Source organism: Pseudomonas sp. B21-051 (assembly GCF_024748795.1).
Lineage (GTDB): Bacteria > Pseudomonadota > Gammaproteobacteria > Pseudomonadales > Pseudomonadaceae > Aquipseudomonas > Aquipseudomonas putida_A.
The window spans coordinates 4735194-4758867 of record NZ_CP087166.1 but is presented as its reverse complement, the minus strand read 5'-3'; the positions used below and the strand labels follow the sequence as shown (position 1 = coordinate 4758867).

The following is a 23674-nucleotide window of genomic DNA, read 5'->3' as shown; positions in this document are numbered from 1 at the left end:
CTGGCCCACAGACAGCCACCGGGCAATCTTTCAGCGCCCGGCCATGACCACAAGGACTCGCGATGAAAGTCGAACTCGCCCAACTGGCGGGCCGTGACAAAGACACGGCGTATAACCTCGAACGTGCCCTCGCGGCGATTGCCGCGTGCGCGGCCGACACGCAACTGATCGTGTTCCCGGAAACCCACCTGATGGGCTTCCCGAGCGCCGACACCGTGGCGCAGATCGCCGAGCCGCTGGATGGCCCGACCGTCAGCGCGGTGCTGGCCGCCGCCCGCGAGCGCAACATCGCTGTGGTGATCGGCATGGCCGAAAGCGACAACGGGCGCTTCTACAACACCACGCTGCTGATCACCCCGGAAGGCATCGCCCTCAAGTACCGCAAGACCCACCTCTGGGCGTCGGATCGCGGCGTGTTCGAACCCGGCGACCGCTATGCCACTTGCGAGTGGAACGGCGTGCGCGTCGGCCTGCTGATCTGCTACGACATCGAGTTCCCCGAATCCGCCCGCGCCCTGGCGCAACTGGGCGCCGAGTTACTGATCGTGACCAACGGCAACATGGACCCCTACGCCCCGACCCACCGCACCGCGATCATGGCCCGCGCCCAGGAAAACCAGGCGTTTGCGCTGATGGTCAACCGCGTCGAGGCCGGGGATGACGGTTTGATGTTTGCCGGCGGCAGTGCGCTGGTCGATCCGCTGGGAACGCTGTTGTTCGAGGCGGGGCGTGAGGAGGGGCAGTTCAGCGTCGAGCTGGATTTCGACCGGTTGGAGATTGCGCGCAAGGATTATCGCTATCTGGATGATCAGCGCTTGAAGCTGCCGGGGGAGGTGGTGGAGCACACGTGCGGATTGCGTGAGTTGCTGATTCCTGCGCGCTGAAGATCAAAAGATCGCAGCCTATTGCAATGCGTACTCCTGTAGGAGCTGCCGAAGGCTGCGATCTTTTATCGATTCATCTGACTCACTCAAAACAACAAAGCCACACCCGAAACATTCGCCGAACTCGGCTCTGCCATAAATCCAATAAAATCCGGAGTAAGTCGCCCATGGCCCATTTGCAACGCACCCTGTCATTAGGCTCGGTGGTGCTGTTCGGCATCGCCTACATGACGCCGATCATTGTCCTCGGCACCTTTGGCATCCTCGCGCAATCCACTGCCGGCATGGTTCCGGCCGCGTATCTGGCAGCACTGGTGGCGATGTTCTTCACCGCCCTGAGCTACGGGCGCATGGCCGCTGCGTTCCCGGTCGCCGGTTCCGCCTACAGCTACGTGCGCAAGGCGATCAGCCCCAAGCTCGGCTTCATCGCCGGTTGGGCGGTGCTGCTCGATTACCTGTTTTTGCCGATGGCCATCTGGCTGATCGGCGCGGCGTTCTGGCGTCGGCGTTCCCGTCGATCCCGCAGTGGATCTGGGTACTGGCGTTCATCGGCATCACCAGCGCGATCAACATCATCGGCCTGAAACTGGCCAACGGCATCAACGCCTTGCTGATGCTGGTGCAATTTCTGGTGCTGATCGCTTTCGTCGCGCTGTGCGTGCACTACGTCGGTGGCGATGCGCGCACGCCGTTGTGGTCGCTCAAACCGTTCTTCAACGGCGACATGCAGATGCCGCTGATCATGAGTGGCGCGGCCATCGCCTGTTACTCGTTCCTCGGTTTCGACGCGGTCAGCACTCTGACCGAAGAGACCCGCGACCCACGCCGCACCATTCCACGGGCGATCATGTTGATCACCCTGATTGGCGGGCTGATCTTCGTCGGCGTGTCGTACTTCGTACAGATCGCCCACCCGTCGGTCCAGTTCGACAGCGTCGACTCGGCGGCCTATGAAATTGCGCGCAACATCGGCGGCGACCTGTTCGTCTCGATCTTCCTCATTGGCTTGATCGTCGGCCAGTTCGCCTCGGGGCTGTCCGCTCAGGCCAGTGGTTCGCGCCTGCTGTTTGCGATGGGCCGCGACGGCGTGTTGCCCAAGTCATTTTTCGGCACCTTGCATGCGCGCTTCGGCACACCGGTCAACAGCATCCTGCTGTGTGCAGCGGTGGCGTTGCTGGCACTGAAACTCGACGTGACCACCTCGACCTCGTTCATCAACTTCGGCGCGTTCCTGGCGTTCAGTCTGGTCAACCTGTCGGTGATTTTTCACTACTGGATCGGCGGCGAGAAAAAAGGCCCGCGTGAGCTGGTGCTGTTTCTGATCTTCCCGTTCATCGGGCTGGTGGCGGACTTGTGGCTGATGGTCAGCCTGGATCACCTGGCGGTGTATCTGGGCCTGAGCTGGCTGGCGATTGGCGTGGTGTATCTGGCGGTGCTCACGGGCGGCTTTCGTCGTCAGCCTCCGGAGATGGATTTTCAGGAAGCCACGTAAGATCTCGGCAGCGGCTTTGCTGCACACCGGCAAGCATGTGATGCTTGCCGTTTTTGTGAAGGCTTTGTCTGACATGTCGACTTTTTCCGCTCCACCTTCCGGCCTCATCCGTATCGCCGCTGCGCTGTTGCTCAACACCGAAGGCCAGACTCTGCTGGTGCGCAAACGCGGCACCACGGCGTTCATGCAGCCGGGCGGCAAGATCGAAGCCCATGAGTTGCCGGTGCACGCACTGGCCCGCGAGCTGGAGGAAGAGCTGGGCCTGCAGATCGACCCGGCGCAGGCATCCTTCCTTGGCCAGTTCTCGGCGCCGGCGGCCAATGAGCCGGGATTCGTCGTGCAAGCGGAGATTTTTCAGCTGACCATCGACGCCGATGTGACGCCCGCTGCCGAAATCGAGGAAGTGATCTGGATCGATCCGGCGACTGAAACGGGTCTGGTTCTGGCGCCATTGACACGCGACCTGATCCTGCCGTTTTATCGCAGATCACTGACGGCGCTCGCCTGATCATTCACGCAAAGGATATCGCCATGATCCCGCTTCAAGACCTGCTGATCTTCGCCGCCGCCGCGCTGTTGATGGTACTGACGCCGGGGCCGAACATGATCTACCTGATCTCGCGTTCGATCTGTCAGGGACGCAAGGCCGGAGTCACCTCGTTGCTCGGTGTGGTGGCGGGATTTTTCGTGCATATGTTTGCCGCGGCTGCCGGTTTGACAGCAGTGTTTCTGGCGGTGCCGATGGCTTATGAAGTGTTGAAGTGGGCCGGTGCGCTGTACCTGCTGTGGCTGGCCTGGCAAGCGGTCAGATCCGGTGCGCGCTCGCCGTTCGAAGCGCAGCAACTGCCGGCGGATTCGTCACGCAAACTGATCACCATGGGCTTTCTTACCAGCGCACTGAACCCGAAAATCGCCGTGTTCTACCTCTCGGTGTTTCCGCAATTCATCAGCCCTGAACACGGTTCGGTGTTCACTCAGAGCATCATTCTTGGCCTGACCCAGATCAGCGTCAGTTTCAGCGTCAATCTGCTGATCGCGCTGTTCGCGGCGGGCATCGCTTCGTGGTTCGTGCGCAACCCGACATGGCTGGCGCTGCAGCGTTATTTCATGGGATTTGTACTCGCCGGTCTGGCGGTGCGCCTGATGCTTGAACAACGCAGGACGGCCTGAACATGTGGATCGAACGCCTCGACGCCAGTCATGCGCTGGCTTACCGCGAGCTGATGCTCGAAGCCTACGACCGCCATCCGCAGGCCTTCACCTCCAGCGTGCGCGAGCGCGCGGTGATGCCGCTGAGCTGGTGGGAAGCGCGGCTGACCAGCAAGCTCGACGCGGTGTTCGGCGCGTTCGAAGACGGTCGGCTGGTGGGCATCGTCGGCCTGGCGTTCGAACCTCGGGAAAAGGCCCGGCACAAGGCAACGGTATTCGGCATGTACGTGTCGGCGGAATTTCGTCAGCGCGGGCTGGGGCTGAAATTGATGGAGGCCGTGCTGGGCGAAGCGCAGCAGCATCCGGCGCTGAAAGTCATTCAATTGACCGTCACCGCTGGCAACGACGCAGCATTTCATCTGTACCAGCGCTGCGGCTTCATCCAGTTCGGCCTCGAGCCGATGGCAGTGCGGGTCGGCGAGGACTACTTCGACAAGATCCACATGTGGTCCGCGCCTTTCGTGCCAACCGCCAGCCTCAACGAACCGCGCTGACCCCATCCAGCGTCGAGAACGAAGTGTCCTTGGCCGTCAGCAGGAAATCGCGCATGTACGGCGCATCGAGCATGTCGGCGCGGATCGCCGCGTACAGCGTGGCAAACAGACCCTTCTCGCCCAGGCGCTTGGCCTTCACGTAACCGCGCGAGCTGTATTCGTGCAGCGCCCAGTGCGGCATGCCGCAGACGCCACGGCCGCTGGCGACCAGTTGCATCATCATCACCGACAGCTCCGAGGTACGCACTTGCGCCGGTTCGATGTCGGCCGGTTCGAGGAAGCGGGTGAAGATGTCCAGCCGATCGCGTTCTACCGGGTAGGTGATCAGCGTTTCAGTCAGCAGGTCTTCGGGGACGATGTACGGTTTGCTCGCCAGTGGGTGCTGGTTGGCCACCGCGAGCATCGCTTCGTAGGTGAACAGCGGCACGTAAGTGATGCCGGCGATGTCCAGCGGATCGGAGGTCACCACCAGATCCAGATCGCCGCGGGCCAGTGCCGGCAACGGGGCGAAGGCGAAGCCCGAGGCGAGGTCGAGTTCGACTTCCGGCCAGGCGTCGCGGAACTGATCGATGGTCGGCATCAGCCACTGGAAACAGCTGTGGCATTCGATCGCCATGTGCAGGCGCCCGGCGGTGCCACCGGCCAGACGACTGATGTCGCGTTCGGCGGCGCGTAGCAGCGGCAGGGTCGCGTCAGCCAGTTGCAGCAGGCGCAGGCCGGCGCTGGTGAAACGCACCGGTTTGGTCTTGCGCACGAACAACGGCATGCCCAGGCGTTCCTCCAGTTCCTTGAACTGGTGCGACAGCGCCGATTGGGTCAGGTGCAGACGGTCGGCGGCATCGACCAGGCTGTCGGCCTCGCGCAGGGCGTGCAGGGTTTTCAGATGACGGATTTCAAGCACTGCTGGCCCCATGAAGAAAATTTGTGATCATGACGAAAACGGTGAGTTTGTCTCATGTTGACGGCGCTGTCGACCGCTCAAGCAGCAGCGGGGCACAGTCAGTGCCCCGCTGGTTTTGCGCTAGAGATCAGCGAAATGCCGGATTCCCAGCGGTTTGCCGATATCGCCACGCCAGATCGCCTCGACCTGCGCACCGCCGGCGGCTTGGGCCTGCTGCCATTGCAGGCCAAGATTGCGTTGTTCCGGCAATTTCAGATGGGCTTTGACGAAGTCGGCGAACGGCACCTTGTCCGAGGTGTAGTGAAAGTGCGCATACCACAGCGTGCGCGGCGGCGTGCTGGTGAGGTCGCGCACCTCGTATTCCTGAAGAAAGTCCTTGCGCCCGTCAGCGCGTTTGCCCAGTGCCCGCAGCGATCCTTCCTTGCGAATCTCTACCACCTGCTGTTGCAGCAAATAATCCAGATAGCCTTCGGTAGGCGTCTTGCTGCGCAGTGATTGATCGATGCGCAGCGTGCGGCCGGTACGCTGAAGTTCTGCGGCCGTGTCGTGCAGTTGTCGCACCACAGGTTCAGTCGGTGACAATCGCTCGATAGTCTGCGCGCGGGTGCTCAGCTCTGTTGCTTCGCTGACGAGCATGTGTTCCAGATCCACCGGCAGCATGTCCTGGGGAGCGTAGGCCTGAACCCGGTTGCTGTAGGCCGGAACCGCCGCGAGACGTTTTCGCGCCTCGGCCAGCAACGGCTGAACATCGGTCGGCAGTGGTGCAGCGGCTGGCGCGGGTTGGGCTTGCAAGTGGTACTTGCCAGTGGAGCGCGGCAGCCAGGTTTCGCGGAACCCGTCGATGCCTTCGACAGTGAAGCGTTTTTCCCGGGTGCCGGCGTCGATAGTTTCCGTGCCGATCAACAACTGGTTGTCCTCGGTTTCGAACAGTTGCCTGCCGCCGGGCTCTTTCGGCTTGATTGGCGGACGCTGTTTGATCGCATGCCGCGCGTGTTCTTCAACCTTGCTCAGACCGTCGAGAAACGGCCCGACCTGTTCCAGATCCAGATGCTGCGCATAACCCAGCGCCCAGGCGTTGAGCTGACGGCGGAAACCGGCATAAATCTGCAGACAATCCTCGATCACCCGATTGCGCTGGGCCACGCTGGCGCTGACCTCTGGCAGGTGATGCTGAGTCAGCAGCGCGCGCCCGACCTTGACCCGGGCGTCTTTGAGCTGGGTATGAAAATACACCCAGGACAGGTCGCTGACCGCATCGTAGCGAGTAATGATTTCCAGCAGATGTGCAGTTCTCAGGTAGTGGTGCGTGTTGTCGCCAAGGTTGCGGTTGAGATTGCTCATGTCTGTCGCCATTCGGGCTTTCTGCGCGCGATTGCTGATGCGGTTGTTCCACAGGTTGGCCTGCCCGGTGATTGCGTGCAGTTGATCGAACTCCTTGAGGAAATCCTTGCGTACCAGCTTGCGCCGGGCCATGAGTTTTATATGGGCCGCTGTATTGCCGAAAGGGGTGGCATCGGACTCGGCAACCAGTGCGTCGATCCGGTTCAGGTGTTCCAGCAGGCGATCGCGGGCGACGGTGACGCGCTGTACGGCGCGGTCGACCACGATCCAGGCACAGCGGCTCTGGATGTCTTCGATTTGCAGACGCTTGCGGCCGTGGCTCAGGGGCAACAGTTCGGCAAGGTTGTCATATTGGGCGATCGCGATGTCGATGTCGTTGAGGCACGCTGTGTCGACCGCTGCCTGTAGTGGCTTGCGCAGGGCAACGTCGAGTTTCTGGTAGTTCTCCAGTAACTGGTTGGAAGCGCGTGTCTGGGTGTCGAGGCGCCGGGTATAGGCGTCGGCGGTGTTGGTCAGGGTCAATTGCCTGCGCAACTGCCGATCGGTCCACCAGCGCGGCAACCACTGGCGAATTGGCGCGGGCCAAAGAGGGTCCATGCCGTCGGCCAGATGTCCGAGCACCGCGCCGCCGCCGGCACCGCCACCGTCCATAACGGTGCCGTACACCGCGTAATGGGTGTTCCACTGGCCGTTTTCGTCGAGGGCGATTGGTTGTTTGTAGCTGCGCATCCGTGAGCCATAAAGCCTCCAGCCACGCGGCGCATCGCTGAGCTGAACCCGATAGATGCGGCCCTGACGAAGGATGAAGTCGCCATCGGCGTGGCGGTAGACGTTGCGATAGACACCGTGGGTGGCCGGGTGCAGGCCGGCGAGGGAGATTTCGAATTCGTACTCGTAACCCTTGAAGCGCTCGAGCGACTGCCGTGCCCATTGCCAGGACGTCGACATCGCGGCGGATCTGCCCAGTACCGCGCGTTGCCGCTGGCGGCTGGCCAGACGTGCGGCTGCGGGTGCCGAGACTGTTCCGGGAAGCACATCCATTGCCGCGTCGATCAGCGACAGCAGCACCGCTTCCACCTCCGCCAGACCATGTCCGAGCTCGCCGCGCAAGAACGCCGCGACCGCCAGATTGGTACTGTTCCAGGCGTCATACAGGGCCACCGCCGTGCCCACGAACGGCAACATGCCGATGGCCATTTTCAGATAGTTGAACAACGCCCCGGACTTCAGTGCACAGCGTTCCAGATACAACGCATCGTTGGACCGCGAACTGCTGCGATGGGCCTCCAGCAACCGGCCCATGTGCACGTTCAATAGATGAAAGGCCAGCGAGGTGGTCGCCGGCCAGGCCATCCCGATGCCGATCAACGCATCGAAATTGCGCAGTTGTGCCTGGTTGATCCGGCTGACATGGCTGGCAAAATCGCCGCTCACGGCGCGTCCGGCCAGGTAGCTGACCACGTTGCTGTCCACACAACGCCTGAACAGATCCACTCGCGCCTGTTCCAGTGTTTCGTATTGACGCAGGAAGATCGCGTCGGTGCTGTCGGGCAGGTACAGCAGGGTCAGGCCACTGGTTTGCTCGACAATGAACGTGACACCCGCGAGCGTGCTCGGTCCCTGATGCGCGGTGTCTTCACCACCGACGGTCAGGTGCACCGGCAGCAGCGCGATACGTTGTCCATTAACGGCATACGCCTGAGGTGTAGTCGCCTCAATGGCGACCTTCAGCACGGCATGGCCGGCACTGTCGATGTGCCGTTGCAGCAGGGCGAATTCACCTTGCAACCGGAGCATCAGCCGCCACGGTTCGCTCAGGCATTCACGGCGCCAGGCCTGCTGAAACGCCGGTTCTGCCGGCGCGCCGAAAAACGCCTGGCGAATCAGTTCTTCGTAACGTCCGGGCAGATCCAGCTCTGTCACCAGTTTGCTTAAATAGGCCGGAGTGATCCCGGCTTCGAGGCTCTGTCGATCAGTGGGATTCTCGGCGCTGATTCTGGCGCGCATGAACGAGAGGCGCAGCCACATGTCCTGATCGATATTTTCCTGTGCCAGTTGTTCAAGGCTGAGGTCGCCGCGCTTGTCGCTCGCGGTCAGGACATTGCGTTGCGGTGTGCCAGGCGCGGCGCCTTCCATCACGGTTTTTTGCCAGGAGGTCGAATCGGGCAGATCGAGGCTCACGCTCACGCTTTGTCTGAGTGCGAAGTCTGTACGCAAGCGGGCGTCGATGCGCTGTTCGGCGAAGGCCTGACGCGGCGGTAATTCCCGTTCTAGCAAGGTGTGGGCGCGTTGCATGGCGCCCAGGTACTGGCTGATCAGCGTTTTGATCCGTGCACGTGGCGCGTGGTCCAGCTTTTCAAACCATGCAGGCAGGTTGCCGGCCAGCGCCGCGCTGCGGTCTTGCGCCTGACGTTCGGTAAATGCCCGTTCACGGGCCTGTGCGACCGGTACGGTCAGGCGTGGCAGGTGTTGTTCGCGCAGCATTTCCATCTCGGCCCGGCGTTCGTCGGCACGGTCGGGCAGCGGGTTGTCGCGCAGGATCTGCGCGGCCTGCTGTTCGCATTGATAAAGCTGTTGATCGAGGGACCAGGCGAGCGGGTCATTAGTGAGAGGTGTGAGATACAGGGTCAGCCCGCCGAACTGGCCGGGCCAGTAAAGCAGCAGGCTGTCGCTTGAGTCGGACGCCAGCGCCGCCGTCGTCGCGATGATCAGTACGCCTCGAAGATCCTCGACGGCAGTAATGTCCTGATCTGCCGCCGCCAACGATACGCGGGCGATAACCCCGTCCGCTGTCGGCAGGTTGTGCCCCGGTGCGTCGAGTAACGCGATGACGCGTCGATGCTCTTCGACGGTCAGATGGTCCAGCGCCCGTTGCAGTTCGACCTCGGCGCGCAGTCCCGCGATACGCGCCTGCAGCAGGGCATGGTAGTGCACGTTGCTGGCCTGGCGCAGTTCGAGCATCGTCAGTGGATGCTGGCTGTCGAGCAGGGCGGATGCCGCGTCATGACTGGCTTGCTGCGCGTCGCTCAAAGCATCGAATCGTTGCGCCAGTTGTTGGCGTTGCGGACTGTCCGGATCGGCGTCGCCAAACAAGCGTTCAAGCGCACGTTGTTCAAGCGCCAGCGTCTGTCGGCGCAGATCCAGGGGAATGTCGGCAACCAGCAAGCCGAAGGGTGCGACCTCATCGACGGTTGGCCCGGCATCCTGCGGCGGAGCGGATGCTACCGGGAAAAATTTGTCGAGCACGGCCCAATTGGCACCAGTGCTTGTCGAGGTGGACATCAGTGGTTCAATTCCGCGTTTGAGCGGATCGTTACCGAACTCGATGAAGTCCAGCGAGGTGGTGCGTAGCGGACCCGGGAGCTGGTCAATCAGCCAGCGTTCAAGAGCGGTCTGCTGTTCGAAACGCATCAACGGTTGCGGGAAAGTGGGCAGATAAAGCAGCAGGGTTTTCTCAAGTTGGATCAGCAACGTGCCGTACACGCGCAGACGGCTGTTATCGACGCGGTTGAGTACCGGTTGCGCGACCCGCAGGTCCGCCCCGACCTTCCTCGAAGGAGTGAGGAGCTGCGCCAGCCTGTGTCGTTGTGAGGCGTCGAGCTTGCCTTCGACCTCCGCCCATTGAAGCGCGGCCTCGAAATGCAGGTGATAGAGACTCAGGGCATGCTCGCGCCGCGACACCGCAGTGCCGGGCGCGCGGGCTCCCCACCAGGCGCTTTCGGGCTGTTGGGGATGGTGGGCCATGAGATCCAGCCATTGCTGGTGACAGTCGTTCAAACGAGCCGTCGCCGACAGGTAAAGCGTTTGATCGACGTATGGCTGTAGCCGATGATCAAGGCCGAAATCGGCCGTTGCAGGGGGCAGTGCGTGGGACATGCGACAAGGCTCCAAAAGGCATGCAGGCCGGGAATTTCCGGGCATACATGCCATTAGAGGCGAGCCGTCACAGGGCCCTGCGGTACATAGTTATCGCTTGCTCGCGCATTCGTTTCAGTGGGTGTCCACCTCAGGTCATGGGCGATCAACCAATACCTCAAATGATCAAAGCCGGCAGGACTCACCAACGTTCTGATCTGTCTCGCGGAATGCAAACCGCGCATTTTTAGCAGAGGTCGGCATCGTCAGTTTGATGATCGGGACGATTTTGCCCTTTGATTCTTTGTAGAAGTCGCATTGGTTATGCCTCGCCACGGCCAGTCCGCTATCCACGTAGAAAAACGCTTCGATGGGCAGTTGCTCCGGGATGCCTCTCTTCCAGGTCGCGATGATGAGTTCGCTGAATTCATTGAACCCCGGACGCCCGACGGGCTTGCGCGCGATCGCGCGGATGGCTTGATAAAACGAGTCGGCGGCAAGCTCATTCATTTGGTCGCGCACATCGAAGCTGCACTGATAGCGGAAATAATCGACGTTGTGGGTTAAGGTGTGGGCGACCCACTGTTCGGCCGTGGTGATGTCCTGGGACTGGCAGCGTTTACTGACGACAGGGTAAGAGTTGGATGCACCACAGCCTGGTTTATCCCTTTCCATTGTTGCGCCGTCGATGGGAAACACGCACAGCACCATGGTCTGCAAAGTGCCCACCGGGCGTTTCAATACCGGGTAAATGATGTAGCCATTGTTCCGGTCTCAGGGCAGGTGCCTGAAACTGGCGTCTTTGCGGAAAAACGAGAACGACATTCCGCCCAGCTTAGTGGCATCGGGACTCGGATCCCAGACATGGAAACCGTTCGGGGTGTCGGTGGCGCGCAACATCAGGCCGGAGCAGAGAAAGGCTGGCTGGGCGCGCCGTTACACATTCTGATGGTTTCGTCATAGCGTTTTTGCAGTTCGGCAGCGACCTCGATGCCGCTCCCTGAAGGCGTCTGCAGTACCTGGGTGACCTCCATCGGTGGCGTGCTGCAAGCAGAGAGCAACAGTGCGAGTGCAACGAACCGGATTCTCATCAACTTTCCTCCAGGACAGATTGTGTTGTCCCGGTCGCAGTGCAACGAAAAGCACGCGTGCGCACTACTGACAGAAATGACAGTTGCAACGAACGGTTGCGGCTGCCAACAAATGACCGCTCGGCAAACTTCATCAAACTGTCATGCAACTGTGGCAGCGCGCTTGAACAAACTTCATCAGACTCGCGCTCTACTGGGGTTCTGCGTTTCGGTGTTTTTTCATGCGTTTATTTTTTCTGTTGGCCGCGCTGTTGTTCGGCCTGCCGTCGATGGCGGCTTCGCGTTGCGACGTCAATGTACCGACCGAACGGGTCGATCTGGCACAGGTGAGCCTGGCGTACCAGAGCATCGGCCGTGCTTCGGATCCGGCGCTGTTGCTGGTCATGGGCCTGGGTGGCCAGTTGATCCACTGGCCGGACGAGGTGGTGGTTGCGCTGTGTCAGCAGGGTTTTCGAGTGATCCGCTATGACAACCGCGATGTCGGCTTGTCGACCTGGCGGCAGGCCCCGGCCGACGCCAACCTGACGTTTGAAGTGCTGCGCTACAAGCTCGGCTTGCCGGTGTCGGCGCCGTACTCGCTGACCGACATGGCCGACGATGCGCTGGGTTTGATGGACGCGCTGCACGTCGACCAGTTTCACGTACTGGGCGCGAGCATGGGCGGAATGATCGCCCAGCATCTGGCGGCGATGGCTCCGCAACGGGTGGAGAGTCTGACGCTGATCATGACCAGTTCCGGCGCCGAAGGTTTGCCGGCGCCGAGTGCGGCGCTGGTGCAATTGCTGGCACGGCGCGGCGCACCGAATCGCGAGGTGGCACTGGAGCAGCAGGCTGATCTGTTGGCGGCGCTCGGTAGCCCGGCAGTAGCTGATGATCGGCAGGCGTTGCTGCATCAGGCAGCGGTGGCCTACGACCGGGCGTTCAACCCTGAAGGCGTGAAGCGCCAGATCATGGCGATCCTCGCCGAGCCTAGCCGGGTCACCTTGCTCAATCAACTGCGTGTGCCGACCCTGGTGGTACACGGCACGGCCGATCCGCTGTTGCCAGTGATGCATGGCGTGCACCTGGCGGCGCACATCCGTGGCAGTCAGCTGAAGCTGATTCCGGGGCTGGCCCACCGTTTTCAAGAGGCGTTCAAGGCGCCGTTGCTGGCGGCGGTGTTGCCGTATTTGCAAGAGCACCGTGAAGACACCTCGCACTGGGCGCAGATCGAGCCGGCGGCGAGCGGTAACCTGCTGTAGGCGAGGTTTTGACGGTGGTGATTCGGGCCTTCGCGAGCAAGCCCTCTCCCACATTGGCAGGCATTCTCTGTAGGAGCTGCCGAAGGCTTCGATCTTTTGCTTTTGAAGATCAAAAGATCGCAGCCTTCGGCAGCTCCTACAGGTGTATCTTTCGGACTTTGCGATGTGCGATCTGTCCGCGAGGTGTGTGATGAATTCCGCTTTGAAAATCGATTTTGTCAGCGACGTTTCCTGCCCCTGGTGCGTCGTCGGCCTGAATGGCCTGCTGCAGGCGCTGGAGATTCTGCGCGATGAAGTTCAGGCCGAGATTCATTTCCAGCCGTTCGAACTGAACCCGAAGATGGGCCCGGACGGGCAGAACATCACCGAACACATCAGTGAAAAATACGGCTCGACCCCGGAGCAGTCACAGAAAAACCGCGAGGCGATTCGTGCCCGTGGCGCCGAGGTCGGATTTGCCTTTCGCACCGATGGCAACAGCCGTATCTACAACACCTTCGATGCCCATCGTCTGTTGCATTGGGCCGGCATTGAGGGGTTGCAGTTGCCGTTGAAGCAAGCGCTGTTCAAGGCCTATTTCACCGATGGCGGCAATCCGTCCGATCATGCGCAATTGGCGCAGATTGCCCAAAGCGTGGGTCTGGATCGGCAACGTGCCGAAGCGATTCTGGCCTCTGACAAGTTTGCCGATGAAGTGCGTGCACAAGAGCAGCAGTGGCTGCAACGCGGCGTGAGTTCCGTACCGACCGTGGTGTTCAACGGTCAGTACGCGGTGACGGGCGGGCAACCGGTGGACACCTTTGTCGGAGCGATCCGGCAGATCATCAGTGAAGCTCGCGGCGGCACCGTCAACAACTGAATGCCAACCCCGGGGCGGCGCCGTCAACAACTGAATGCCAACCCTGTAGGAGCTGCCGCAGGCTGCGATCTTTTGATCCTGCTCTTTAAAGGCAAAAGATCGCAGCCTGCGGCAGCTCCTACAACGATCAAGTGTGCAGGCGCACCCACACCGAAACCAGTACGCTGGCGGCGATCAACCACGCGACAACGGCCACGGCGAGTGATGCCTCCAGGCGCATCCGGTCAACCATCACGTACAGCGTCGCCAGGTAGATGAAGTACGGAATGATCGACCACATGCCAAAGACGATGGTCGCCTTCAGATCATCGATCGAACGGCTGTTGCCGACGATGTAATGGGCGATCAGCGCGAAGGTCGGAAACAGTGGCACCAGCCCGGCGATGTAATAGTTTTTGGTCTTCGACAGCGCCGCGAGAATCACCACCACTGCGGCGCCAAGGGCGGCTTTGAGAATCAGATCCATCAGTGGCTCAACCCGTACTTTTTCACTTTGTCGAACAGCGTGGTCTTGGCCATGCCCAATTCCAGGCTGGCCTGGGTCAGGTTGCCGCCACTGCGTTGCAAGGCGTCATTGAGCAGGTTGCGTTCGAACGCTTCCACCGCTTCGGCAAATGCCAGCCCCTGACCGCCGCCGCTGGCGCCGGACTTCTTGAACGCCGGCAGGCCGAGGGCAAAGCGCTCGGCAACGTTACGCAGCTCACGCACGTTGCCCGGCCAGTCGTGGCTCATCAGGTTCGACAGGGTCTGGTTGTCCAGCTCCGGCAACACCCGGTCGAAACGCAGCGCCGACTGCTGAGTGAAGTGTTCGAACAGTTGCAGGATATCTTCACGGCGCTCGCGCAGCGGCGGCAGTTCCAGCGTCACCACGTTGAGGCGGTAGTACAAGTCGCTGCGAAACTCGCCGGCCTTGCTCGCTTCGTCGAGGTCGGATTTGGTTGCGGCAATCACTCGGCAATCCACCGCCACGCTCTGGTTCGAGCCGAGGCGTTCGAGGGTGCGTTCCTGCAACACCCGCAGCAGTTTGATCTGCAACGGCAGGGGCATGCTTTCCACTTCATCGAGGAACAGCGTGCCGCCGTCGGCGTGTTCGATCTTGCCGATGCGCCGTTTGCCGGCACCGGTGAAGGCGTTGGCCTCGTGACCGAAGATCTCGCTTTCGAAGAGGTTTTCCGGCAGGCCGCCGCAGTTCAGCGCAACGAACTGCTTGGCATGCCGGCGACTGAAGTCGTGCAGGCAGCGGGCGACCAGTTCCTTACCGGTGCCGGTCTCGCCCTCGATCAGCACGTTGGCCGAGGTGTCGGCGACGTTGGCGATCAGCTCGCGCAGGTTCTGCATGGCTGGCGAGCGCCCGATGATCCGGCCTTCGAGGGAATCGCGTTCGGCCAGTTGCCGACGCAGCGAAGACACTTCCCGGGCCAGGCTGCGTTGCTCCAGTGCGCGACGGGCGACATCCACCAGACGCTCCGGCGAGAACGGTTTCTCCATGAAATCGTAGGCGCCTTTCTGCATCGCGCCGACCGCCATGGAGATATCGCCATGACCGGTGATCAGCACCACCGGCAGACTGCGGTCGCGTTGCTTGAGGCGGGTCAGCAGTTCCAGGCCATCGATGCCGGGCAGGCGAATGTCGCTGATGACGATCCCGGCAAAGTTGTCGCCGACCCGCTCCAGCGCTTCTTCGGCACTGCCGACGCCGATGCAGGGAATGTCTTCCAGGGTCAGCGCCTGCTGGCAGCCGAGCAGCACATGGGGGTCGTCTTCGACGATCAGCACACTAAGGTCGTGGTTCATATTGGCTCGGCAGGAGTAGGGCTTACCAACGGTAAACTGAGGACGAAGGTGGTGCCACCGCTGGCCGGGTGTTCGACACCCAGGTGCCCGCCGGTGGCGGCGGCGAGGCTGGCGGAGAGGGTCAGGCCGAGGCCCAGACCCTGTTCGCCGGGTTTGGTGGTGAAGAACGGCTCGAACAGATGCTTGCGTGCTTCGGCGTCGACACCGTGGCCGTTGTCGCGCACCCGCAGGCGATATTTGCCGTTGAACTCTTCGCCTTCCAGCCACAGCTGCGGTGACGGTTGCGCCTGCATTGCATCGAGGGCGTTGCCGATCAGGTTGACCAGAATCTGTTCGAGGCGGGTCTGGTCGATCTGCACCTGTACGTCGCTGAACTGCCGGTGCAGTTGCAGCGCCATGCCCTCGACCCGCGCGCCGAGCAGTTGCAGGGCCGCGTCCACCGCTTTGCCGAGACTGGCCTGGCCCTTGTCATCCCCGCGCCGGGCGAACGAACGCAGGCTGGCGGTGATCCGGCCCATGCGGTCGATCAGGTCGTTGATGGTCTTGAGGTTGGTGCTGGCGACGTCGAGCTGGCCGCGTTCCAGAAAACGAATGGTGTTGCCGGACAGGGTGCGCATCGCCGCCAGCGGCTGGTTCAGTTCGTGGGCGATGCTGGTCGACATCTGGCCGATGGCCGCGAGTTTGCCGGCCTGTACCAGTTCGTCCTGGGCGCGGCGCAGGGTTTCTTCGGCCTGGCGGCGCTCGCGGATTTGGCTCTTCAGACGTTCGTTGCTGGCGCGCAGGTCGCCGGTGCGTTCGGTAATCCGACGCTCCAGCTGATTGTTGGCTTCCTGCAAGGCTTCGCGGGCGGCGAGGCGGGTGGCGATGACCTTGCGCCGTTCGTTCCAGGCGATCAGCAGGAACGCCACCAGGGCGAAGGCCACGGCCACCAGGATGCCCTGATTGATCGCTTCACGACGCAAGTCCTGCAACGGCGTGAGCAGGGTGAAGTTCCATGGCGTGTCGCTCAGCGGCCGGGTCTGCGCCAGATAGCTGATGCTGTCGTCATCGGCGCTCAGTTCGCTGTTGGCCGGGAAGGTCAGTTTCTCCACACCGTCGGCCAGGGTTTCTCGGGCCAGCGGTTGCAGTTCGTTGAGCGGGAACCAGTAATACTGCAGGCTGCGCGCGAGCTTCTCTTTGGTTTCATCGCTCAACGGCACCACCGATTTCAGGCGCCGCGCCGGATCGCTGGAAAGAATGATGATGCCGTTCTCGTCGCTGACGAAGGCTTCCAGGCGGGCGCGTTGCCAGCGCTCTTCCAGCGCTTCGAGGCGCACCTTGACCACGGCGACGCCGATGATCTTGCCGTGTTCTTCCAGGCCATGGGCCAGGTAGTAACCGGGTTCGCCGCTGGTGCTGCCGATCCCGTAGAAACGTCCGGGCTCGCCGCGCACGGCGTTCTGGAAATAGGCGCGAAAGGACAGGTCTTCACCCAGATAACTGTCGACGTCGCGCCAGTTGCTGGTAGCCATGACGCGGCCGGTGGTGTCCATGACGTAGATGGCCCGACTGCGGCTGCGCCGGTTCAGACCTTCAAGGTAGGCATTGACCGTTTGCCGGTGTTCCGGGGTCGGGTCGGCCAGCAGTTGCGGGACACTGGTTTCCAGTTCCAGCAGGCTGGGCAGGTAGGTGTATTTGCTGATCTCGCTTTCGACCGTGCGCGCGTGCAGTTCGAGCTGACGCTGGCCGTTTTCGCTGAGGCTGCGGATGCCGAAATGTTCACTGGTCCAGAAGCCCATGTAACCCAGTCCGATCATCAGGATGATGATCAGCGGCGGCAGGAACAGATGGCGAATCAGACGGGGCTTCACGGCAAGTGATGGCGGCGCTGCGCGATAGAGATTGGGGTCGCATTTCATCACAGTTGCCTTGGGTCAACCACCACCACAAACCTCACCAATCTCCTGTAGGAGCTGCCGCAGGCTGCGATCTTTTGCTGTTGCTTTGTAAAGGCAAAAGATCGCAGCCTGCGGCAGCTCCTACAGAGAGAGCGGCGGTGTTGCTTTTAGTGCTGCAGGATTTTCTCGAGGAAGTGCTGCGCGCGTTCGGAGCGGGCGCTGATGTCGCCGAAGAATTCCTCTTTCGGGCAGTCTTCGATGATCTTGCCGGCGTCCATGAAGATCACGCGATCAGCCACTTTGCGCGCGAAGCCCATTTCGTGGGTCACGCACATCATGGTCATGCCTTCGTGGGCCAGTTGCACCATCACGTCGAGCACTTCGTTGACCATTTCCGGGTCGAGCGCCGAGGTCGGTTCGTCGAACAGCATGACGATCGGGTCCATGGCCAGCGCACGGGCAATCGCCACACGCTGCTGCTGACCGCCGGACAATTGCCCCGGGTGCTTGTGGGCGTGTGCCGACAGACCGACGCGTTCCAGCAGTTGCAGGCCTTTCTTGGTCGCCTCTTCCTTGCTGCGGCCCAGCACCTTGATCTGCGCGATGGTCAGGTTTTCAGTGATGGTCAGGTGCGGGAACAGTTCGAAATGCTGGAACACCATGCCGACGCGCGAGCGCAGTTTCGGCAGGTTGGTCTTGGAGTCGGCAATCGAGGTGCCGTCGACGACGATGTCGCCTTTCTGGAACGGCTCCAGCGCGTTGACGCACTTGATCAGGGTCGACTTGCCCGAACCCGACGGGCCACAGACCACGATCACTTCGCCTTTTTTGACCTCGGTGCTGCAATCAGTCAGCACCTGGAAGTCGCCATACCACTTGTTGATGTTCTTGATGGAGATCATACGGCAAACCTTTTTTGCAGACGCTTGACCAGCAGCGAGGCGGAAAAGCTGATGATGAAGTAGACGACACCGGCAAAGATCAGGAACTCGTTGGAGCGACCGATGATGTCGCCGCTGGAACGGGCGGAATTGAGGAAGTCCACCAGGCCCACGGTGTAGACCAGCGAGGTGTCCTGGAACAGGATGATCGACTGTTGCAGCAGCAACGGGGTCATCTTGCGGAACGCCTGGGGCAGGATGATCAGACGCATGGTCTGGCCATAGGTCATGCCCATCGCCTGGGCCGCGGCCATCTGGCCTTTGGGGATCGACTGCACGCCGGCCCGGACGATCTCACAGAAGTACGCGGCTTCGAACATCATGAAAGCCACGACGCAGGAGGTGAACGCGCCGATCGGGGTGTCTTCGCCGGTGATCCAGCGCAGCACGAACGGCACCGCCAGGTAAAACCAGGTGATCACCAGCAGCAGCGGGATCGAGCGGAAGTAGTTCACGTAGGCGCCGGCGACGCGCGACAGCAGTTTGCTCGACGACAGGCGCATCAACGCGAGGATGGTCCCCAGCACGATGCCGCCGATTACGCCCATGACCATCAGCTGCAAGGTCATGACCATGCCGTTCCACAGGCCAGGGATCGCGGGGATGATGCCGCTGAAATCGAAGTCCATTATTTACCCCCCACGGAGATCAGGCCGGGCACTGCGACTTTCTTCTCGACCATGCGCATCAGCAACATCAGGCTCATGTTCAGGGTGAAGTAGATCAGCGTGGCCAGGGTGAAGGCTTCAAACAGGTTGGCCGAGAACTCGGCGGTCTGTTTGGTTTGCGCCAGCAGTTCCATCAGGCCGATCAAGGACGCCACGGAGGAGTTCTTGAACACGTTGAGGAATTCCGAGGTCAGCGGTGGAATGATGATGCGGTAGGCCTGGGGCAGCAGCACGTTCCAGTAGATCTGCGGCAGCTTGAAACCCATGGCGCGGGCGGCGGATTCCTGGCCGCGTGGCAGCGCCTGGATGCCGGTGCGCACTTGCTCGCAGACCCGGGCGGCGGTGAACAGACCCAGGCACACGACCACGCTCAGGTAGGCCGAGGTGGTCGGGTTCAGATCCTGCTTGTACCAGTCCTGCAGGTTTTGCGGCAGCAGATCGGGCACCAGGAAGTACCAGATGAACAACTGCACCAGCAGCGGCACGTTGCGAAACAGTTCGACGTAGCAGGTGGCGATGCCCGATACGAGGCGGTTCGGCACCGTGCGCATGACCCCCAGAATGGAGCCCAGCAGCAAGGCGATGATCCATGCCACGATGGCGATGGCAATGGTCCAGCCCAGGCCGGCGATGTACCAGTCGAGATAAGTCTCGCTGCCCACGCCGGTGGACTTGAAGAACACGCCCCAGTCCCAGTTGTAATTCATTAGGGTCTCCCCTCGAAATCGATCGATGTACAAGCACCCGCTTGGGGAAGATCCTTTCCCGTCCGACGTTGAACGCCGGGCACACACGATCGGCTCGAAAACCGCCAGGTCGAGTGTTCCACTGTAAAACCAGCAGGTAACAGACGCCTGAGGGAGGGTGGCTCCCTCAGGGGATAAGGTTAGTCAGGAATCAGATTTTTACGTCAGGCGCCGGCTTGTCGCTCGGGTTGGCGATCAGTTCCTTGACCTTGTCGCTCATCGGGAAGTTGAGGTTCAGGCCCTTTGGCGGAATCGCGGTTTCGAACCACTTCTTGTAGATCTCGTTGATCTTGCCGGATTTGTACAGGCCGACAATGGCGTCATCCACAGCCTTCTTGAAGGCCGGGTCGTCTTTGCGAACCATGCACGCGTAGGCTTCGAAGGATTGCGGAGTACCGGTGATGACCCAGTCGTCCGGCTTCTTGGCCTTGGCTTCTTCGCCGGCCAGCAGGGCGTCGTCCATCATGAAGGCAACGGCGCGGCCGCTTTCCAGCATGTTGAAGGATTCGCCGTGGTCTTTGGCGGAGATGATGTTCATGCCCATCTGCTTGTCGGCGTTCATCGCTTTGATGATGCGCTCGGACGTGGTACCGGCGGTGGTCACGACGTTTTTGCCTTTGAGGTCGGCAAAGTCAGCGTAGGACGGCTTGCCATCCTTGTCTTTCTTGACCAGCAGACGGGTGCCGATTTCGAAGATGTTGACGGTGAAGTCGACTTGCTGGGCGCGCTCGGCGTTGTTGGTGGTCGAACCGCACTCGATATCCGCGGTGCCGTTCTGGATCAGCGGGATACGGGTTTGCGAGGTCACCAGGTTGTACTTGACCTGCAGATCTGGCTTGTTCAGGTCTTTTTTCAGGGCTTCAACGATGGCCACTTGAATGTCGTGGGAGTAGCCCACTGGCTTGCCGGAAGCATCCGCGATGTAGGAAAACGGGATAGAGCTGTCGCGGTGAGCGAGGGTGATGGTGCCGGAATCGTTGATTTTCTTCAGGGTGCCGGTGAGTTCGGCGGCGAAAACTGGTGTGCTGATCAGAGCGGCAGCAATGGCTGCGCCCAGGATATGGGGAACGATGCGCATCAAATTTTCCTCGAATTGTTTTTTTTATGGAGCCAGTTCGTCGGCCCTTTTGTGCTTCGAATGCCTGACGGCTCCTGAAGTGTTGGCACGCCAGGCATTCGTCGAGAGAGTGTAGAGCATGAGTCGTGCCAGAGCAGTCGATAGTGGCTAATGGCTTGATTAATAAGGTGATTAAAGTTTTGTGTCGGTGTTTTTGGCTGGAACTGATCCGGTTATCCGAATTGACCGGAAGGTCGCGTTCGGAAAACCGAACGCTGTTGTGGCGAGGGAGGTTGCTCCTGCTGGACTGCACAGCAGGCCCGCTTATATGAAAGGGCCGCTACGCGACCCAGCGGGAGCAAGCTCCCTCGCCACAGGTTCAGTGTCCGGTGCGGATAAACAAAAAAGCCCCTGAATCTTTCAATTCAGGGGCTTCCGTTTTAAGCGATGTTCAAATCACGCCGCTTCAATCTTGCGGTTCTGCTCGACTTTGCCCAGGTACGCCGCCAGTTTCTCTTGCTCGGCCGGGGTGGTGAACAGGCCCAGTTTGCTGCGGCGCCACAGGATGTCGTGGGCGGTGGTCGCCCATTCTTCGCTGCACAGGTAATCGACTTCACGGGTGTAGAGCCCGCCGCCAAGATGTTCGCCCATGTCGTTCAGCGACTCTACGCCTTCGAGCATGCGCCAGGTGCGGCTGCCGTAGGTGGTGGCCCAGCGGCGGGCGATCTCGGTCGGGACGAAGTCGAACTTGTCGCGGATCTGCGCGCTCAAGGCTTGCGGCGTAGTCATATCTTCACCGCCGGGCAGTGTCGCGGTGGCGGTCCAGCTCGGGCGCATCTGAGTGAAGTACGGCATCAGTTGGGCCATCGCCGACTCGGCGAGTTTGCGGTAAGTGGTCAGCTTGCCGCCAAACACCGACAGCAGCGGTGCTTCTTCGCCCTCGCCAGACAATGCCAGGGTGTAATCGCGGGTCACGGCGGACGGGTTGTCGGATTCGTCGTTGCACAGCGGACGGACGCCCGAGTAGCTGTGCTGGATGTCGTCGCGGCTGATCTGCTGCTTGAAGTGAGCGTTGACCACTTTCAGCAGGTAATCGGTTTCGCCGTCGGTGATTGCCACTTTCGCCGGATCGCCGGTGTATTCGCGGTCGGTGGTGCCGATCAGGGTGAAGTGGTTCAGGTATGGAATGGTGAAGACGATGCGCTGATCTTCGTTTTGCAGGATGTGCGCGTGATCACCTTCGTACAGCTTCGGCACGATGATGTGGCTGCCCTGAATCAGGCGGATGCCGTATGGCGACTCCATTTTCAGGTCGTCACGGATGAACTTGGCGACCCACGGGCCTGCGGCGTTCACCAGTGCTTTGGCGGTGATCGAAAACAGGCTGCCGTCAGCGCGTTCCAGATTCAGGTGCCACAGGCCCTTGGCGCGGCGGGCGCTGACGCAACGGGTCTGCGTGTGCACGTGAGCGCCTTTTTCCCGGGCGGCCATGGCATTCAGGACGACGAGACGGGCGTCATCGACCCAGCAATCGGAATATTCGAAACCCTTGGTGATTTCGCTTTTCAGTGCGCTGTCGGCACCGAACTTCAGGCTTTTCGAACCTGGCAGCTTTTCACGCTTGCCGAGGTTGTCATAGAGGAACAGACCGGCGCGGATCATCCAGGCCGGACGCAGGTGCGGGCGGTGCGGCAATACGAAGCGCATTGGCTTGACGATGTGCGGCGCCTTGGCCAGCAACACTTCGCGCTCGGCCAGCGCTTCGCGCACCAGACGGAATTCGTAATGTTCCAGGTAGCGCAGGCCACCGTGGATCAGCTTGCTGCTGGCTGATGAGGTGTGGCTGGCCAGGTCGTCCTTTTCGCAAAGGAACACCGAGAGACCGCGACCGGCGGCATCCGCTGCGATCCCCACGCCATTGATCCCGCCGCCAATCACGGCAACGTCGTAGATCTCGGAGATAGGGGGCGTACGCAAGGTAGATGTGGACATCGGCTGGCCTCGGGCTCTTTTGATTTTCTGTCTTGGAAATCGAACATAAATGTTCATTTGCGAAAATGGTAGCCCATAAAGACGCGCGCAGCCAGTCGCGTTCGATTGAAAAAACTCATCGAAGGACGGGAAAAAGAAAATATTCGAACATTATTGAGGCGCAGATGATCTTTGTGGCGAGGGAGCTTGCTCCCGCTCGGCGGCAGAGCCGTCGTACATCCGATGCGCAAGGCGTGGCTGGAGGCGCTGGATTATATGGTTTTGGGGCCGCTTCGCAGCCCAGCGGGAGCAAGCTCCCTCGCCACAGGGGAGCTGCGCCAAGTGGGGATTAAACGACTTCCAGACGAATCTTGTGCTGGCTCAGCAGTTGCGCCAGTGCCGGCACCGGCTGCTGATCGGTCACCAGGCAATCGATCAGGCTGATCGGACCGAGGCGGATCATCGCGTTACGCCCGAATTTGCTCGAGTCCGCCGCCAGAATCACCTGCCGCGCATTGGCGATGATCGCCTGCGACACGCGCACTTCCTGATAATCGAAGTCGAGCAGGCTACCGTCTTCGTCGATGCCGCTGATACCCACCAGCGCGAAATCGACCTTGAACTGGTTGATGAAGTCCACGCTCGCCTGACCGACCACGCCACCGTCACGGCGCACGTTGCCGCCAGTCAGCAGCACATCGAAATCATCCTTGGCACTGAGCATCGAGGCGACGTGCAGGTTATTGGTGATGATCTTCAGATGGTTGTGGTTGAGCAGGGCGCGGGCAATCGATTCGGTGGTGGTGCCGATGTTGATGAACAGCGAGGCGTGATCGGGGATCTGCGCGGCGATGGCTTCGCCGATGCGTTGTTTTTCGTCGCGCATCTGGTCGGCGCGCATCGCATAAGCGGTGTTTTCGACGCTGGAATCATAAGCCGCGCCGCCATGGTAGCGACGCAACAGATTGGCTTCCGCGAGCTGATTGATGTCGCGGCGGATGGTTTGCGGGGTAACAACGAACAGCGTGGCCATTTCCTCGATGCTCACATAGCCGCGTTCGCGGACCAGCTCGAGGATTTGCTGCTGACGGGGAGGCAGATTCATGGGGCTTCCTTTGGGCTGCCGTGCAAAATTTGCCCATGATGACGCAGGAATCCACTCCCTACCAGTTTCCAAACAACGTGAAAGCTACTGCGCTCGGCAATCCTGCGTTAAAAACAGGCTCGGACTGCTCATTTACAAACCCGTAAAC

19 protein-coding genes and 1 pseudogene are annotated in these 23674 nt (G+C 60.9%); 7 read left to right on the top strand and 13 right to left on the bottom strand.

Annotation, left to right across the window (positions count from 1 at the left end; genetic code table 11):
• The first annotated feature begins 62 nt into the window (after window positions 1–62).
• From LOY52_RS21340 to LOY52_RS21320, 5 genes and pseudogenes are all read left to right on the top strand, one after another.
• Window positions 63–884, top strand: coding sequence for a carbon-nitrogen hydrolase family protein (locus tag LOY52_RS21340; protein ID WP_258675891.1), 822 nt, complete (start codon window positions 63–65; stop codon window positions 882–884).
• A gap of 167 nt (window positions 885–1051) precedes the next feature.
• Window positions 1052–2376 (top strand): annotated as a pseudogene (locus tag LOY52_RS21335) (APC family permease).
• Window positions 2377–2449: 73 nt separating this feature from the next.
• On the top strand, window positions 2450–2884 hold the full coding sequence (locus LOY52_RS21330; RefSeq protein ID WP_258675890.1) for an NUDIX domain-containing protein: 435 nt from the start codon (window positions 2450–2452) through the stop codon (window positions 2882–2884).
• Between the two features lie 23 nt (window positions 2885–2907).
• The gene (locus LOY52_RS21325; protein WP_258675889.1) at window positions 2908–3546 is read left to right on the top strand and encodes a LysE family translocator; all 639 of its coding nucleotides are present in this window, start codon (window positions 2908–2910) and stop codon (window positions 3544–3546) included.
• A 2-nt stretch (window positions 3547–3548) separates the two neighbouring features.
• Window positions 3549–4079 carry a GNAT family N-acetyltransferase gene (locus LOY52_RS21320; protein WP_258675888.1) on the top strand — a complete coding sequence of 177 codons (531 nt, stop codon included), beginning with the start codon at window positions 3549–3551 and terminating at the stop codon, window positions 4077–4079.
• Here LOY52_RS21320 and metR read toward each other — a convergent pair.
• The 4 genes from metR to LOY52_RS21300 form a co-directional block, all read right to left on the bottom strand.
• A complete protein-coding gene (metR, locus tag LOY52_RS21315; protein ID WP_007968856.1) occupies window positions 4063–4980 on the bottom strand; it encodes a transcriptional regulator MetR in 918 nt (305 codons plus the stop codon). The two genes, LOY52_RS21320 and metR, sit on opposite strands and share 17 nt — an antisense overlap.
• Before the next feature lie 120 nt (window positions 4981–5100).
• Complete coding sequence (locus LOY52_RS21310) at window positions 5101–10197, bottom strand: dermonecrotic toxin domain-containing protein (RefSeq protein WP_258675887.1); 5097 nt, start codon at window positions 10195–10197, stop codon at window positions 5101–5103.
• 165 nt (window positions 10198–10362) lie between these two features.
• Window positions 10363–10905 carry a hypothetical protein gene (locus LOY52_RS21305; RefSeq protein WP_258675886.1) on the bottom strand — a complete coding sequence of 181 codons (543 nt, stop codon included), beginning with the start codon at window positions 10903–10905 and terminating at the stop codon, window positions 10363–10365.
• 170 nt (window positions 10906–11075) lie between these two features.
• The gene (locus LOY52_RS21300) at window positions 11076–11267 is read right to left on the bottom strand and encodes a hypothetical protein (protein WP_258675884.1); all 192 of its coding nucleotides are present in this window, start codon (window positions 11265–11267) and stop codon (window positions 11076–11078) included.
• Window positions 11268–11488: 221 nt separating this feature from the next.
• On the opposite strand from LOY52_RS21300, the gene LOY52_RS21295 reads away from it, so the two are divergent.
• Both LOY52_RS21295 and LOY52_RS21290 read left to right on the top strand, forming a co-directional pair.
• Window positions 11489–12508 carry an alpha/beta fold hydrolase gene (locus tag LOY52_RS21295; RefSeq protein WP_258675883.1) on the top strand — a complete coding sequence of 340 codons (1020 nt, stop codon included), beginning with the start codon at window positions 11489–11491 and terminating at the stop codon, window positions 12506–12508.
• 190 nt (window positions 12509–12698) lie between these two features.
• Window positions 12699–13367: a DsbA family oxidoreductase gene (locus LOY52_RS21290; RefSeq protein ID WP_258675882.1), complete on the top strand. Its 669-nt coding sequence runs from the start codon at window positions 12699–12701 to the stop codon at window positions 13365–13367.
• 127 nt (window positions 13368–13494) lie between these two features.
• Here the strand turns inward: LOY52_RS21290 and LOY52_RS21285 are convergent, their stop codons facing one another.
• The 9 genes from LOY52_RS21285 to LOY52_RS21245 form a co-directional block, all read right to left on the bottom strand.
• Window positions 13495–13824, bottom strand: a complete 330-nt coding sequence (locus LOY52_RS21285; RefSeq protein WP_258679962.1) for a GlpM family protein — start codon at window positions 13822–13824, stop codon at window positions 13495–13497.
• A gap of 8 nt (window positions 13825–13832) precedes the next feature.
• Window positions 13833–15113, bottom strand: coding sequence for a sigma-54-dependent transcriptional regulator (locus LOY52_RS21280; RefSeq protein ID WP_408980446.1), 1281 nt, complete (start codon window positions 15111–15113; stop codon window positions 13833–13835).
• A 44-nt stretch (window positions 15114–15157) separates the two neighbouring features.
• Window positions 15158–17059 (bottom strand): sensor histidine kinase, encoded by a 1902-nt coding sequence (locus LOY52_RS21275; protein ID WP_258675879.1) that lies wholly within the window; start codon window positions 17057–17059, stop codon window positions 15158–15160.
• 146 nt (window positions 17060–17205) lie between these two features.
• Complete coding sequence (locus LOY52_RS21270) at window positions 17206–17940, bottom strand: amino acid ABC transporter ATP-binding protein (protein WP_007963947.1); 735 nt, start codon at window positions 17938–17940, stop codon at window positions 17206–17208.
• On the bottom strand, window positions 17937–18608 hold the full coding sequence (locus LOY52_RS21265) for an amino acid ABC transporter permease (RefSeq protein ID WP_007963949.1): 672 nt from the start codon (window positions 18606–18608) through the stop codon (window positions 17937–17939). The genes LOY52_RS21270 and LOY52_RS21265 overlap by 4 nt, the downstream gene beginning before the upstream one ends.
• Window positions 18608–19354, bottom strand: coding sequence for an amino acid ABC transporter permease (locus LOY52_RS21260; protein WP_027612077.1), 747 nt, complete (start codon window positions 19352–19354; stop codon window positions 18608–18610). The genes LOY52_RS21265 and LOY52_RS21260 overlap by 1 nt, the downstream gene beginning before the upstream one ends.
• 190 nt (window positions 19355–19544) lie before the next feature.
• Window positions 19545–20471, bottom strand: coding sequence for a glutamate/aspartate ABC transporter substrate-binding protein (locus LOY52_RS21255; RefSeq protein WP_258675878.1), 927 nt, complete (start codon window positions 20469–20471; stop codon window positions 19545–19547).
• 435 nt (window positions 20472–20906) lie between these two features.
• On the bottom strand, window positions 20907–22442 hold the full coding sequence (gene glpD / locus LOY52_RS21250; RefSeq protein WP_258675876.1) for a glycerol-3-phosphate dehydrogenase: 1536 nt from the start codon (window positions 22440–22442) through the stop codon (window positions 20907–20909).
• A 328-nt stretch (window positions 22443–22770) separates the two neighbouring features.
• Window positions 22771–23526 (bottom strand): DeoR/GlpR family transcriptional regulator, encoded by a 756-nt coding sequence (locus LOY52_RS21245; protein WP_007916700.1) that lies wholly within the window; start codon window positions 23524–23526, stop codon window positions 22771–22773.
• Window positions 23527–23674 lie beyond the last annotated feature (148 nt).

Excerpts from the sequence above, each read along its gene's own strand:
- glpD (WP_258675876.1), bottom strand. The coding sequence starts at position 22,442 with ATGTCCACATCTACCTTGCGTACGCCCCCTATCTCCGAGATCTACGAC.
- LOY52_RS21320 (WP_258675888.1), top strand. The coding sequence starts at position 3,549 with ATGTGGATCGAACGCCTCGACGCCAGTCATGCGCTGGCTTACCGCGAG.
- LOY52_RS21325 (WP_258675889.1), top strand. The coding sequence starts at position 2,908 with ATGATCCCGCTTCAAGACCTGCTGATCTTCGCCGCCGCCGCGCTGTTG.
- LOY52_RS21300 (WP_258675884.1), bottom strand. The coding sequence starts at position 11,267 with ATGAGAATCCGGTTCGTTGCACTCGCACTGTTGCTCTCTGCTTGCAGC.
- LOY52_RS21275 (WP_258675879.1), bottom strand. The coding sequence starts at position 17,059 with ATGAAATGCGACCCCAATCTCTATCGCGCAGCGCCGCCATCACTTGCC.
- LOY52_RS21310 (WP_258675887.1), bottom strand. The coding sequence starts at position 10,197 with ATGTCCCACGCACTGCCCCCTGCAACGGCCGATTTCGGCCTTGATCAT.
- LOY52_RS21290 (WP_258675882.1), top strand. The coding sequence starts at position 12,699 with ATGAATTCCGCTTTGAAAATCGATTTTGTCAGCGACGTTTCCTGCCCC.
- LOY52_RS21245 (WP_007916700.1), bottom strand. The coding sequence starts at position 23,526 with ATGAATCTGCCTCCCCGTCAGCAGCAAATCCTCGAGCTGGTCCGCGAA.
- LOY52_RS21270 (WP_007963947.1), bottom strand. The coding sequence starts at position 17,940 with ATGATCTCCATCAAGAACATCAACAAGTGGTATGGCGACTTCCAGGTG.
- LOY52_RS21265 (WP_007963949.1), bottom strand. The coding sequence starts at position 18,608 with ATGGACTTCGATTTCAGCGGCATCATCCCCGCGATCCCTGGCCTGTGG.
- LOY52_RS21255 (WP_258675878.1), bottom strand. The coding sequence starts at position 20,471 with ATGCGCATCGTTCCCCATATCCTGGGCGCAGCCATTGCTGCCGCTCTG.
- LOY52_RS21340 (WP_258675891.1), top strand. The coding sequence starts at position 63 with ATGAAAGTCGAACTCGCCCAACTGGCGGGCCGTGACAAAGACACGGCG.
- LOY52_RS21330 (WP_258675890.1), top strand. The coding sequence starts at position 2,450 with ATGTCGACTTTTTCCGCTCCACCTTCCGGCCTCATCCGTATCGCCGCT.
- LOY52_RS21260 (WP_027612077.1), bottom strand. The coding sequence starts at position 19,354 with ATGAATTACAACTGGGACTGGGGCGTGTTCTTCAAGTCCACCGGCGTG.
- LOY52_RS21295 (WP_258675883.1), top strand. The coding sequence starts at position 11,489 with ATGCGTTTATTTTTTCTGTTGGCCGCGCTGTTGTTCGGCCTGCCGTCG.